13 protein-coding genes are annotated in these 14,332 nt (G+C 38.7%); 5 read left to right on the forward strand and 8 right to left on the reverse strand.

The features are described from left to right. The 4 genes from Q8907_05140 to rbsK (Q8907_05155) form a co-directional block, all read right to left on the reverse strand. A partial coding sequence (locus Q8907_05140) for a nucleoside hydrolase (GenBank protein ID MDP4273648.1) occupies positions 1-378 on the reverse strand: 378 nt, incomplete at its 3' end. Positions 379-747: 369 nt separating this feature from the next. Continuing rightward, the gene (locus Q8907_05145; GenBank protein MDP4273649.1) at positions 748-1,743 is read right to left on the reverse strand and encodes a GRP family sugar transporter; all 996 of its coding nucleotides are present in this window, start codon (positions 1,741-1,743) and stop codon (positions 748-750) included. 12 nt (positions 1,744-1,755) lie between these two features. Next, complete coding sequence (rbsK, locus tag Q8907_05150) at positions 1,756-2,670, reverse strand: ribokinase (protein MDP4273650.1); 915 nt, start codon at positions 2,668-2,670, stop codon at positions 1,756-1,758. Positions 2,671-2,772: 102 nt separating this feature from the next. After that, positions 2,773-3,705, reverse strand: a complete 933-nt coding sequence (gene rbsK / locus Q8907_05155; protein ID MDP4273651.1) for a ribokinase — start codon at positions 3,703-3,705, stop codon at positions 2,773-2,775. A gap of 208 nt (positions 3,706-3,913) precedes the next feature. On the opposite strand from rbsK (Q8907_05155), the gene Q8907_05160 reads away from it, so the two are divergent. Then, positions 3,914-5,473, forward strand: a complete 1,560-nt coding sequence (locus tag Q8907_05160; protein ID MDP4273652.1) for a hypothetical protein — start codon at positions 3,914-3,916, stop codon at positions 5,471-5,473. An 80-nt stretch (positions 5,474-5,553) separates the two neighbouring features. Here the strand turns inward: Q8907_05160 and Q8907_05165 are convergent, their stop codons facing one another. Next, a complete protein-coding gene (locus Q8907_05165; GenBank protein MDP4273653.1) occupies positions 5,554-6,456 on the reverse strand; it encodes an EamA family transporter in 903 nt (300 codons plus the stop codon). A 21-nt stretch (positions 6,457-6,477) separates the two neighbouring features. Next, the gene (locus Q8907_05170; GenBank protein ID MDP4273654.1) at positions 6,478-7,647 is read right to left on the reverse strand and encodes an MFS transporter; all 1,170 of its coding nucleotides are present in this window, start codon (positions 7,645-7,647) and stop codon (positions 6,478-6,480) included. Positions 7,648-7,905: 258 nt separating this feature from the next. On the opposite strand from Q8907_05170, the gene Q8907_05175 reads away from it, so the two are divergent. The 3 genes from Q8907_05175 to Q8907_05185 all read left to right on the forward strand — a co-directional run bounded on the left by Q8907_05175 (position 7,906) and on the right by Q8907_05185 (position 11,433). Beyond that, the gene (locus tag Q8907_05175; protein ID MDP4273655.1) at positions 7,906-8,853 is read left to right on the forward strand and encodes a phosphoribosylaminoimidazolesuccinocarboxamide synthase; all 948 of its coding nucleotides are present in this window, start codon (positions 7,906-7,908) and stop codon (positions 8,851-8,853) included. Between the two features lie 161 nt (positions 8,854-9,014). Then, complete coding sequence (locus tag Q8907_05180; protein ID MDP4273656.1) at positions 9,015-11,000, forward strand: LysM peptidoglycan-binding domain-containing protein; 1,986 nt, start codon at positions 9,015-9,017, stop codon at positions 10,998-11,000. A gap of 10 nt (positions 11,001-11,010) precedes the next feature. Then, positions 11,011-11,433, forward strand: a complete 423-nt coding sequence (locus Q8907_05185) for a hypothetical protein (GenBank protein MDP4273657.1) — start codon at positions 11,011-11,013, stop codon at positions 11,431-11,433. A 3-nt stretch (positions 11,434-11,436) separates the two neighbouring features. On the opposite strand, the gene Q8907_05190 is transcribed toward Q8907_05185, so the two are convergent. Both Q8907_05190 and mgrA read right to left on the reverse strand, forming a co-directional pair. Beyond that, positions 11,437-12,474, reverse strand: a complete 1,038-nt coding sequence (locus Q8907_05190; protein ID MDP4273658.1) for an alcohol dehydrogenase catalytic domain-containing protein — start codon at positions 12,472-12,474, stop codon at positions 11,437-11,439. Between the two features lie 12 nt (positions 12,475-12,486). Further along, entirely contained in the window at positions 12,487-13,476 is a 990-nt protein-coding gene (gene mgrA / locus Q8907_05195; GenBank protein MDP4273659.1) for an L-glyceraldehyde 3-phosphate reductase, read from the reverse strand. 310 nt (positions 13,477-13,786) lie between these two features. On the opposite strand from mgrA, the gene Q8907_05200 reads away from it, so the two are divergent. Then, positions 13,787-14,332 (forward strand): SIMPL domain-containing protein (locus Q8907_05200; protein MDP4273660.1); only part of this gene is annotated, 546 nt, incomplete at its 3' end.

Genomic DNA, 14,332 nt, shown 5'->3' on the forward strand with positions numbered 1-14,332 from the left:
AAAATGATTGTCCTCCGTTTTCATCTCGCAAACTTTCTGGGCATAATTGATGGCATCTGTTTCACAATTCACCCCATGAACGACATGCCCTACAGGCAGTTGGGGATATCCAAACCACGTATTCAATATATCAATGAATTCAGTGGAATAACGGCTATCCTTATTTGAGGAAATTCCCAGCAATTTAATTTTGCCCTGATCTGCATATTTATAAAGCATATCAAGAGCCAGGACATCGTCCACATCATTGCCCATATCGGTTTCAAAAATAACCCTTAATGGAACTTTGGGCGTTTTCCCCTTGGAAATTCCTGTAAATGTTATTATTGAAAGACAGATCGACAGAGTAAAAACTTTAAGTAACAGTTTCTTTCTCATTGGTTTGATTTTATTAACATAAAATTATTTTGATTTTTTTAACTGTATTTTCCTAACAGTAAGGTTAAAATAGAATTTTCAATTTTTTTTCTATTTTCAGATTTTCCATAGATGTTATGGAGGCATACTTTTCCTATACATGATGTTATCATTAGATTTCATGTTCATTATTTTTTATATTAGATTGCTTAAATGGATTAAGAATGATGAATATACTCTGGCATAATTTAAGATTTTCCCATTATGTTACCCTGAGTTGATATTCTTTTCCTAAGATTTACTATAACTCAGGGAGACGAATAAATAGCCGAACCACAACAACATTCTTTCATATCTCTTCCTAATAATTATTTTATATTTTTGAGTGCGCTATACCCCGGCATAAATTATCATTCCAATCCCTGAAAGGAACAAAATAAACATCATGGCTAAAAGTCCATTTACCCCTTTTACGCCCTTAAATTCTTTCCAGATAAATACCCCCCACAAGGCTGCCACCAAGGTTGCCCCCTGGCCTAAACCATAGGAGATTGCAAATCCTGCTTTCCCTGCAGCTATAATACTTAACATCATTCCGATACACCAGATTGTTCCACCCAAAACACCGGTTAAATGTTCTTTCAGACGGCCCTTGAAATATGTTGAAAAAGGGATAGGTGAACCTTCAAAAGGTTTTTTCATCAGGATGGAATTGAATATGAAGTTACTAAGCAAAACTCCTAATGAAAATATAAATACTGCCGTATATGGTGTTAATGAACCACTTTCGGGTTTCTCAAAATTGCCGGCCATTGAACTGGCAACAAATCGATAAAACAAAGCCATCAATACCCCGCCAATGATAGACAAAAGAATTCCCTTAGTCGGCACTTTCTTAGATTGGGAAGCATTTTTTCTATAAGCCAGAGCGTCTAATACAATGGCAATGGTAATAATAGACACACCGATGAACAACCACAAAGCATTGCCTTGCGGATTGGCCATATAATTGACTATAACGCCCAAGACTAGAGCCAAGCCACAGCCTATAGGAAAGGCGACAGACATTCCTGCTATAGAAATGGCAGCAGTAAACAAAATATTGGCTGCATTAAAAACCACACCGCCCAATAAAGCATTGCCCATGTTGCTCATTGAAGCCTGACTGATATCCTTGAGGAAACCTCTTCCAAGCGCACCCATGCTGCCCATGGTAAATGAAAAAATCAAAGACATCAGAAATACCCCAAGTACATAATCCCAATAGAACAACTCAAAACGCCATGATTTTTGTGCCATTTTTTGTGTATTTGCCCATGAGCCCCAACACAACATCGTGATAAAGCAGAAAACCATTGCAACGATATAATTATTTACGATAAACATGATTGATGATTTTTAAAGGTTATTTTTCAGAAACTTAACGACTTCTTCTTTTTTAGGAATTGAAGGCTGGGCGCCCATTTTGGTTACTGTAATGGCAGAGGCTGCACATGCAAATTGTAATGCCTTCTCATCTACTTCTTCCCGGGCACAGGCAACTGCCAATGCCCCACAAAAGGTATCACCAGCAGCAGTGGTATCAACCGCTTTAACCTTAAAGGCAGGAACTTTACAGCTATTATTGCAGGTCCTTAAATAGACTCCTTCCTTACCCAGAGTAATGACTACATTTTTAGCGCCCCGGTTTAACAAATCAACAGCAATAGCCTCTATGGTATGATCCTTCAGACTTTTTCCGGAAACTGTTTCTGCTTCTACTTCATTGAGCACCAGAATATCTATTTTTTGTATCAATTCAGGATCAATCTGACAAGCAGGAGCAGGATTAAATAATACTTTCACCTTATTTTTATGTGCCAATAAAGCCACATCGCTAATTGTCTTATAAGGAATTTCAGCCTGCATCACGACAATATCCGAATCTTTGATCAAAGATTCCAGGGATTCCACTTTTGCAGGAAGCAATGCATAATTGGCTCCGGGTGCAACAGCAATACAATTTTCAGCATTAGAGGCCACAAAAATCAAGGCCACTCCGGTGGAGAGTTCTGAATCCACCTTAATATATTTTGTTATGATATTTTCATTATTGAAATGTTTTATTAAAGCCTGTGAATATAGATCATTCCCCAGGGAGGTAATGAAAGTCACTTCTCCTCCAAGCCTGGCGGCAGCCACTGCCTGATTGGCGCCTTTCCCTCCGTATGCCTGGATAAATTTAGCATTTCCAACCGTTTCCCCAGGGACAGGAAGATGATCTACCTGTGCGATCATATCTATATTTGAACTGCCTACTACCAATATTTTCATACACATATAATTTTTAAAGGTCGTATGGAACTCCATGTTTGCTATTTTTATCTTTGTTTTGCGTTTATGCGCAAACATGTTCGTTTCATCTGAAATAATTATTTAATTAATTTTTAAGTTGTTTAGATTTGTTTCAATTTCCTTTCGGTATGGAATTGCAGCTTGTGCTCCAATACGGGTTACCGTAATGGAAGCAGCCATATTTGCAAAGGTTACTGCCTCAAACAAGGATTTTCCTTCAGAAACAGCAACACTTAAAGCTCCACAGAAAGTATCGCCGGCACCCGTGGTATCATTTGCTTCTACTTTTGGGGCTGCAAGGGTATAGTAGTTCTTCCCCTCCTTAAGAAAAGCACCATTTTCCCCTAAGGTTATGATGACATTATCTACCCCCCGTTGGCTGATGATTTTTGCAGCCTTTTTGGCTGTTTCCATATTGCGTACTTTAATTCCTGATAATATTTCCGCCTCTACGGTATTTGGAACAATTACGTATAAGTTTTTTATAATTGAGTCATTCAATGAAGATGCCGGAGCCGGTTTAAGAATAACCTTTACGTTGTTCTCTTTAGCCAATTTAGCGGCAAATTCAATAGTTTCAATGGGAACTTCAAGTTGCATCAAGACCATGTCGGAGGTAATGATATCCTTACTTGCCTTTTTAATGTCATCCGGAGAAAGAAACTGGTTTGCACCGGTAGCAACGATAATACAATTTTCACCATGAGAATCAACGGAAATTAAGGCCACGCCAGAGGGATGCTTTGGGTCAGAAAAAATATATTTTGTATTTATTCCTTCAGCTTCATAAAGTTCGATAGATTGGCGAGCGAAGAGATCCTCCCCGGTTTTGGCAATAAAGGTAATATCCCCTCCCAGTCTTGCTGCAGCTATAGATTGATTTGCACCCTTCCCCCCGGGATTCATGAGGAATGACCCACCAACAACAGTCTCACCGGGTACCGGCAAATGATTTGCCTTTACAACCATATCGGTGTTACAACTTCCTATCACTATAATTTTTGGCTTTTTCATTAATCAGGTTTCTTTGTGGTTTTAATAGGATAAAAATAAAATGTTTCTTTTTACAATTGTTCTCAAAAAATTATTAATTTTTATATTTTCAAATTAATAAAATTAAAAATATTTATCATATAAAAATCTATTATTCATTAATTTAAAATTGTATTTTTGTTTCAATAATTATAAATACAGATAAAATTCTACTAAATAATATTTCCGGATGACCAAACTAAAATCTTTGCTTTCACTGATGCAGTCTATGACTAAAGCAGAAAAGAAACAATTTTCGATGACTATATCCGAAGAAGGAGATTCTTCTGCAGATTACCTTTTGGTTTACAAAATCCTTGAGCAAAAAAAAGAATCAACTTCAGCAGAAATCAGACAGGCATTTTTATTAAAAAAACCCAAAGGCTCCTTTGATATTGCGGTTAATTATTTGTATGATAAATTGCTGGATATACTTCTTTCACTTCGAAAAAACAAGGATAGTTACTTTGATTTGTTTCAAAATATCCTGAAGGCGAAGATGCTATTTGAACGTTCCCTTTTTATGGAAAGCCTTGAATTGTTAAAAGATGTAATCGAAAAAGCCAAAAGATATGAAAATTACTATGCACTTCTTCTGGCTTCAAGATTGGAACTCAATTATTTGCTTCACCTCAATTATTTAAATACTTCGGAACAAGATCTGTATCATAAGCAATATGCTATTGGAGATTTATTAAATTTATTACGCAAAATCAATGTACAGTCCTCCTTATATGAATTGTTGAAGCACAGATTAATTTATAAGGGAAATATCCGTTCCTCCAAACAGAAACAAGAAATGAATGATTTGGTAGTCAGTGAATTGAGCATTGTTGCTTCATCCAATGATTCAAACTTTGAAATTACCAAGATGCATCAATTATTTCAGGCAAATTATTTAATTGGTGCAGGAGACTATAAAGCAGCATTTCAATCCTTTAAAGAATTAACCCTTCTTTTTGAATCCAATGATTATCTCTGGGCGAATTCCCCTTTTGAATATTTATCAACCCTGGAAGGTGTATTGGAAAGCCTTAGATCTATTGGCAATTATGAAGGAATGGAATATTTCATCAGCCATCTTAAAAATCTGACCAACTATTCTTCTCTGGATTTTCGGATAAATGCCCTATGTTTACTGTTCCAATACGAGCTTTTCCCCATGTTGGACAGAGGAAATTTCGACGGATGTAACGAACTGATAGAAAAATATAAAGAATCGCTTTATGATAAATTTTCTTGGCTTAGTCCCATAAGACAAACCGAACTTTGCCTTTATACAGCCCTGGTCCATTTTGGAAACCACCAATACAAACAGGCAAAAAAATTCATCAACACGATTACCTTTAACCGTAACCTGGGCAATCTCCCCCTTTCACGCACTATTCAACTGGTTAAATTAATGATTTATTACGAAGAGGGAAGTTTTGATATTATCCGCTATGAAACCCGTTCAATAAAAAGAAAAATAGCCTTAAATAATGAAAAAGGATTCAAAATTGAACAACGGATGTTTTGGCTGCTCAATAAAAATCCCCTGCCCATTCTTCAACGCACCAGAGATGAACTTTGGGAAAAAATAAGGCCCAATATTGAAGTTTTGCACTCAGACAAATACGAAAGTCAAATTTTACGTTTATTCGATTTTACAGCTTGGATACAGGCAACCATACTCAGGAAAAAATTATCAGAGGTGCTAAATGAAAAATTTAATGCATTTTCAACTAATCATTCGGAAGAGCAGAAATAAGTTCCCCTGCAAAATTCAGGTAATTCAGCGTTGCCTTCGACTACGCTCAGGCAACAGAAACACCACAGTGTAATCCCTTTTTATTTCTGGCTTCCCAAAATCACCAGCACCAATCCCACCAATATTCCAACCAGGGCAATGGACTTGGATTTCATGTTGGTTTCTTTGAATATTACAGCACCCAATGAAAAGGAGATCACCACGTTGCTGCGGCGCAACACCGATATGATGGCCAAAAGGGAACCGGCGCAGGAAAGTGAATAAAAATAACTGCAATCGGCAATCAGCAGGGATATACTGATCATTGGGATGGTATTCCTCCACTGAAAATGGTTGGTTTTGGCACGGTTGGGATACCAGACAAACAAAAGTGCAGGCAGGAAAACCAGCACCAGGTAAAAATCAGAATATGCCTGAACAGCCAGGCGGTTGAAATGTGCAATCAGAAACTTGTCATACAAAGCGCTGACCACGCCAGTTAATGTTGCCATCAGCATGAACCAGACCCATTTATTCTTGCGGAAATCTATTCCTTCCTTATTCCCGGCCAGTGAAAACAGAAAATAAAAGAAAATAGTGAGGATCAGTCCGGCCCATTGCAACAATGAAAGCCTTTCGCCAAAAATTGTGATGGCACCAATCAGCGTCCACATGGGGGCCGAAGCCCTGATGGGAGAGGCAATGGTTATGGGCAGGTGTTTCACGGCAAAATAGGAAAACATCCAGGATATACCGACAATCACTGATTTCAGGAAATAATATCCCTGTTCATGCCACGACGATTCAGGGATATACCAAAACTGTGTTGAGGCGTAATGACGAAAAAGCGCTGAAAACACGACTGGAAACATAAACATCACCGCACCGGTCAACGTAGAAAAAAACAGAACCGGGATAACTGCATTTTTATTTAACGAAGCTTTGTTGAATAAGTCATACGAACCCAGAAATAATGCAGAAACAATACTAAAAATCAACCACATAAAAACTCAAATAAAACATCCTTAGCCAACAAGCTTATATTTGTTGTAATGGCTACAGACAACAGTAAGAAAATAGACCAGTCCGACAGTACAAATCAAAGAGCTTATCAGAAAGGCCGTCCTGATGGACAAATGTTCAGAAATAAAACCATCTACAAGCATCCCAAGTCCCATCCCCAGGTCAAGAAAAGTAAAAAGAGTAGAATTGCCAGCACCTCTGCGATTGGGCAACACCATATTATTGACCATAGCCTGAAAAATCGGAAAAACAACCCCATTACCAAAGCCCATAACTAAGGCAGCACAATAAAAGCCAAGGGAACTCTTGATAGAAGCAAGCAGGATAAATCCGGCAATCAACAGGGAAATACATATTAAAAGGATGTTATGTGGCCCCTGTTTATCAAATACTTTACCGGACAGAAAGCGGGAACAGGCAATTCCTAAAGCATAAACCAGAAAAAAGGAAGCCGGATGGGCAACCCCTATTTCCTGCCCATAAAGGACAATGAACGAGAGCAAACCACCATAAGGAATCATCACCAAAAAAAGATTGGATGAAGGAATCAGCGATTTCTTTTCAAAAAGATTGGACCACGAAAATTTCTTGTTCTCATTTTTAGGAACATATTTGGGATATTTCACCGAAGCGGCAAGCAAAAAGCCAATGGTACTGATTATAAAACAACAGAAAAACATCAGCATAAAGCCCCACTGGCGGGCAACAAGCATACCCACAAACGGACCGATGGCCATGCCCATTGTTGTCGACAGGCCATAATAACCTATGCCCTCGCCTCTTTTATCAACGGGAGTAATATCAACAACAACAGTATTCCCGGAAATAGTCGTCACTCCCCATGCAAAACCATGTGCAAAGCGCAGTAAAATCAGAATTCCGACGGAAACTGCAAAGAGATAACCGGTACATACCAGTGAATAAAAGAATAAGGCTGAAAGAAATATGACTTTACGTCCGAATTTATCGAGGGCATACCCGGAAAAAGGACGAATTGTAACTGAAGCAATGGTGTATGCCGCAAGTACTATGCCGACTATACTTTTCCCCGCATGTAACTGAGTATCCAGGTAAACAGGCAAAGCAGAAATAAGTGAATAATAAACTACGCATATTAAAAAATTGGAGATTGTTAATTTGGTAAAGCTTTTATTCCATATTTTTTGGTACATGACTATTAATTGTAAAACAGTTGCAAAGGTAAATAAATAATTTTAAACCTCTGTACAACCAACCTAAACGGCAGATGGAATCCATGCAGAAATCTGATAACAACCCATGATATATTTTTCTTTCTACCGATAATATCTTATTTTTGCTATTGAAATTAACATGTTTAAAAAAAGCTTAATTTTATATACCGAACCAGCCATTCGGACACATTGAAGAATACTGACAATATTGATTAATAACACATTAAACTTATATCCATGGAAAAAGCAATAACAGAAACCAACTTTAGATTTCCCGGTCAGAAAGGAAAATACACCGGAAAAGTCAGAGATGTTTATAACATAAACGACCAGTATTTAGTTATGGTTGTGAGTGACCGAGTTTCGGCCTTTGATGTGGTCTTATCAAAAGGTATTCCTTATAAGGGACAGGTGCTCAACCAGATTGCTTCAAAATTCCTGGATGCTACTTCCGATATTGTGCCCAACTGGAAAATTGCATCGCCCGATCCCATGGTTACTGTAGGCCATATGGTTCAGCCTTTTAAAGTGGAAATGGTCATCCGGGGATATTTATCCGGCCATGCCTTCCGCGAATACAAAGAAGGAAAGAACAGCCTGTGCGGAGTTCCTTTTCCAAAGGGATTAAAGGAAAATGATAAATTCCCCAAACCCATGATCACTCCTACTACCAAGGCATTGGAAGGCCATGATGAGGATATCTCCCGCGAGGAAATCATTGCAAACAACCTGGTCTCCGAAGCCGATTACGAACAGTTGGAGAAATATACTTATGCACTGTTTGAACGCGGAACAGAAATGGCTGCCTCTAAAGGTTTGATTCTGGTTGATACAAAATACGAATTCGGGAAAAAAGACGGGAAAATATACCTGATTGATGAAATTCACACCCCCGATTCATCCAGGTATTTTTATGCAGAAGGATACCAAGAAAGACAAAAGAAAGGCGAACCGCAAAAGCAGCTTTCAAAGGAATTTCTCCGCCAATGGTTGATTGAACATGATTTCCAGGGAAAAGAAGGACAGATCATGCCCTTCCTGCCCGACTCATTCGTTCGTGAAGTATCTGAAAGATACATAGAACTTTATGAGAATATCATTGGTGAAACATTTGTAAAGAGTGATACTTCCAATATTTTGGAAAGGATAGAAAAGAATGTACTTCATTGCTTAAGTCATTTATAATTGGTTCAAACAACAAAGAGTTTTAGATAAAAAGATAAAAAGACCGGCAAGTCAAGCATTCTGCCGGTCTTTTTTATCATGAACAGAATTAAAAATTATTAAAGAATAAATTTATTTAGTTTATTAAATTTGCCCTTACAAAAATTTAATGAATAGACAAATTGAAAAAGACAATATTTAACAGTAAAATTCTAAGAACTTTTACTTTAGTATGTTTAATTTGGGCTGTAGCCGGCATTCAACAGGCAGTAGCCCAACAAATAGCCACCATCCCGCATCCTGATAAAGAAAAGACAGTTATTAACGGGAAATATTATTATATCCATGAAATAAAAAGCGGAGAAACCCTTTACGGCATAGGCAAACAGTATGGGATAGATCCCCAGGCCATCCTGGATGAAAATCCTGAAGCAAAAAATGGCTTCCAATACAGGCAAAAAATCAAAATCCCTGCCGGAGAAATTCCTGCAGAAACCACTGCTGTTCAGGATGTTAAACCCGACACTTCAGATACCACCTATTATAAAGTAAAAGAAAAACAAACTCTTTATGCTGTGTCCAGGATGTTTGACGTTTCAGAGGAAGACATCATGAACTGGAATCCTGTCCTGCGAAACAGCACCATTCAGGCAGGACAAACTATCAAAATCCCCAAAAAGAGCCCCAAACAAACTAAAACCACGGAAAAAACAGTTGTACCTCCTGCTTTGAATAATACAAACAACGACTCTTTTATCTATCATAAAGCGGAGAAGAAAGAAACCTGGTATTCCATAGCAAAAAAATACGGGGTGACGGTTGATAACCTTGTTTCATGGAATCCTGAAGTAAAAGCCCAGGGCCTAAAAACCGGACAAACCATAAAAATCCGGCATCTATCAAAAAACTCGAAAATAAGTCATCCTAAAGATACTGTAGTTACTAAAAAAGTTGTAAAAATTTCATTATGCGATTCTATCCAGGAAAAATGTTCAGAACCGCTTAAAGAAAAATTCTCAGGAACTTATAATGTCGCTCTGATGCTCCCGTTGTTTTTAAAAAATAACGGACAAAATTATGTTGCGGAAAAGGGAACAAAAGAAGAAGAAGAAGAGGAAATATCCAAAGGCATCTATTCAAAATCAATAAACTTTCTCGAATTTTATGAAGGAGCTTTGCTGGCTATAGATTCAATCAAGAGAATGGGGCTGTCGGTGAATTTATATGTATACGATACACAAAAAGATTCCAACAGGGTTAAAGAGATTGTTAAAGAAAAATTCTTCAGGAATATGAACCTGATTATTGGCCCCTTTTACAGCGAACAGGTTCGCGTTGCGGCAGCCTTTGGAAAAAAATACAACATCCCGGTAGTTTCACCCTTATCCATCAAGGATGAAAGTATCCTTTATACTAATCCCTATCTTTTCCAGGTACATCCATCTAAAAACCTGGAAATGATCAAAGTAGGTAATTTTCTCTCCCAATCTGCCCATAAAAATATCATTTTCCTCTACGGGAACGACCCTACAGACCTGGAGAGGGTGAAAACATTAAAGAATTCAATTCTAAGAAACCGTAAAAATAAAGGGGAAGAGAAACCTGTAATTAAAGAACTTAAGTTCTCAAGTATAGTCCGTGGTTCGTTGTCTCCTTATTTATTAAAAAATGATGAAAATATCGTAGTAGTCCCATCAGTGAAAGAAGCACTTGTTTCTGATGTGGTTTCTCACTTGAATCAAATTTCAAAAACTTATAAAATTAAGTGTTTCGGGCTTTCTACCTGGAGAAGATTCAGAAATATCGATCAGGAATCTTATGCCAATATTGATTTGCATTATTATACACCTTTTTACATCGATTATCAAAAGGAAGTAACCAAAAAATTCATCCGGAAATTCAGAGAAACCTACAAAACCGAACCCTATAAAGTTACTTCCGAAGGTTATAATTACGGTTTCCTCGGATACGACATTGCATACTATTTTCTGAGTGCTTTAGGAAATTACGGACAGGGATTCCCGTGTTGTGTCGAATCCTATCACCCGGAATTAATGATGTCAAATTTTCATTTTTCAAAAATCAACAACAAAGGCGGATATGAGAATACTTCAGTTTACATTATCAATCATAACAAAGATTTCAGCATCACGAAGGTCACAGAATAGATTTTTCATTTTGACAGGAATCGCCGGATTGTTTTTTTTCAGCCTGACTTCCTGCGATAAAGCGTTGAATGACTTAAGTGCTGCCGCACAACGCGAAAAATTAACAGGTACCTGGCTGGTTGAAGAAAACAGCCAGACCTATAAGAAATCGTTAAAAGCAGTCAACCATTACACAGCAACCATTTCTGCGTCAACATCCAATTTGAGCAATGTGACCATCAGTAATTTTTATGGGCTCGGAGAAAGCACCCTTGCTACTGCCAGTTTAAACAACATGAAATTGACCATTGACAACCAGACTGTAAGCGGAGGATATACAATATCAGGAAACGGCAGCATAGCCAGTGATTTCAAAACAATTGACTGGCAGTACACTGTAGATGATGGTAGCGGCGTCAAGGATAAAGTCAACGCTACGTTCACCAAACAGTAAAATTTAATCAAATTCTATCATTGCCTTGAGCACGCCATCGTGGTAATTGGCAACCAGTTCAAAGGCATCCTGGGCCTGCTCTAGCGGGAAACGGTGGGTAACCCAGTCTTTTACCCTGTAGGTCCCATTGGCTATCTTATCCAGGGTTTCACGGACGCAGCCATTCTGACGGCGTACATTTTGCACGCAAATTTCCTTGCGCCGCATCTTGTCCATCACAAAGGATATCCGCTCAACTTCAGGTATCCCGATCAACATCAGCTTACCCCCTGGTTTTAAAAGATCCAGGGCCTGGTCAACAGCATCCTGTTGGCCACAGGCTTCAAAAACCACATCCAGCAGAAGAGGTTCTTCCTTCACAATTTCCTTGACCAAATCAATGCGGGTAGTATTCCCAGTCCACGAAGCTCCCGATTGACGGGCAATATTTAAACGTGCATCTATTTTATCGCTTACATAAACCTTATGAGCGCCCTGTTCCAAAGCCGGCAACAAAACGCTCATGCCTATAGGTCCGCAGCCCAGAATGCCAACTTTGGCCCCTTTCATCGGAATTGAACTTTTTACGGCATAAACGCCAATTGCCAGAGGCTCCGAAATAGCAGCCTGTTCAAAATTCAGCCTGTTGTCGATTTTAAAGCAACTGCTTTCGGGCATGACCAGGAAGTCGCACAAACAACCTTCTGCTTGTCCGGGGCAGCCCAAGAAGCAAAGATGACGGCAGGTATTGTGCCTGCCGGCTTTGCACTGGTCACAGTCGAAACACGGCATAGCCGGGTCAATTGCCACATGATCGCCTGGTTTCAAGGTGCTGACGGACGGCCCAACCTTTTCAACAATCCCGGCGCCTTCATGGCCAACCATAAAAGGATACTGTACTATCTGAGTCCCAATTCTGCCGGTGGTGTAATAATGAACATCTGAGCCGCAAACACCAACGCTCATCATTCGGATCAGTACATCGTGGTCATCCTGAATTTCAGGGTCAGGAACTTTCATCAGTTCCATCTGCCGGATACCGGTCAATTTCATTGCTCTCATAACTTTGGAATTTTAAGCCAGAATATTGTCAATATTTTTAAGCTCATCCTTTGTAAAATCCAGGTTATTCAAGGAAGCCACATTGTCTTCAAGCTGTTTGGGCGAACTGGCGCCAACCAATACCGAAGTTAGTCGCTTATCCTTCAACAACCAGGCGATAGCCATTTCTGCCAGAGACTGGTTTCTGTTCCTTGCAATTTCATTCAGTTTTTTAGCTTTCTCAACTTTCTCAGGAGTAACCTGCTCGGGCTTCAGGTAACCCACGCCCCGGCCAGCCCTTGAATTTTCAGGAATGCCGTTAAAATATTTGCTGGTCAACATGCCTTGAGCCAAAGGGGAAAAAGCGATCAAACCAACACCCTCCTTTTCCAGCTCATTCAGCAAGCCATCCTCCACCCAACGTTCGAACATCGAATAGCGTGCCTGATGAATAAGGCAATGTACACCCATCTCTTTGAGCACCTCAATAGCCTTCTTGGCCTGCTCAGGTTTATAATTTGAAATACCCACATACAAAGCCTTTCCCTGGTGAACAATGTCGGCAAGGGCACCCATTGTTTCCTCAATAGGAGTTTCAGGATCGGGACGATGGGAGTAAAAAATATCCACGTAGTCAAGCTTCATCCGCTTAAGACTCTGGTCAAGACTGGACATCAAATACTTACGCGAACCCCAGTTTCCATAAGGACCGGGCCACATATCATATCCTGCCTTGGTAGAGATAAGGAGTTCGTCGCGATAGGCTTTAAAATCCTTTGAAAAAATAACCCCAAAGCTTTCTTCGGCAGTGCCATAAGGAGGCCCGTAATTGTTGGCCAGGTCGAAATGGGTAATGCCCAAGTCAAAAGCTTTATGAAGAATATTGCGTTCATTTTCAATATTATCCACAAAACCAAAATTGTGCCACAGACCTAGAGAAAGAGCAGGTAACAAAAGGCCACTTTTCCCGCAACGATTGTATTTCATTGTATCATACCTTGTTGTTAATGCAGTATAGTTCATAGTTTCAGATTTTTATTTTTATAAAGATAGGCAAGAAATAGAATATGGCAATAAAATTATGGGATTTCAGGGGTCATTTCAGGAAATTGCTTAGGAGGGATGTGCATGTTTTTGAAGATTAATTAAAGGAGAACAGAAAAAAGAACTACTATTCTATTTATGTTTATGCATTCTTTAGGCATTTACGCATCCATTTTATGGATTTAAGCATCTACTAAGAAATGAAGGCTAAAAAAAATTTTCTTCATAGTACAACAATATAATTATCAACGACTTACAAAATACTATTTTACATAAAAATTCAAAACACATGAAAAGATTATTAATTGTATTTTTATTAAGCATTTCATTATGCGGATTTGCCCAGATTGGCGAAAAAAATTTCATAGACCAGAATTATATTGAGGTTACAGGTAAGGCCGAAAAGGAGATAGTACCTGATATGATTTACCTGAAAATTATTTTAAGCGATAAGGACAACAAAAGCAAGCAAAGTCTGGATGAAACGGAGAAATCCATGATCAGCAAACTAACCGGGATTGGGGTAGATGTAAACAAAGATTTATCCGTTAAAGATTATGTAAGTAATTTTAAATCATACTGGATCAGCAAAACGGATGTCATCCTGACCAAACAATTTCAATTGATAGTCCATGATGCCAAGACCATACAAAAGGTATTTTTTGAATTTCAAAAATTAGGTATTTCAAATGTCACAATTGAAAAGCTGGAACACTCCAGGATAGAACAATACCGGAGGGAAGTAAAAATAGAGGCAATCAAGGCAGCCAAAGAAAAAGCAGAGGCCCTGGCAGCAGCCGTCAACCAATCCATTGGAAAAGCCTTATATATTAAG

Source organism: Bacteroidota bacterium, assembly GCA_030706565.1.
GTDB lineage: Bacteria > Bacteroidota > Bacteroidia > Bacteroidales > JAUZOH01 > JAUZOH01.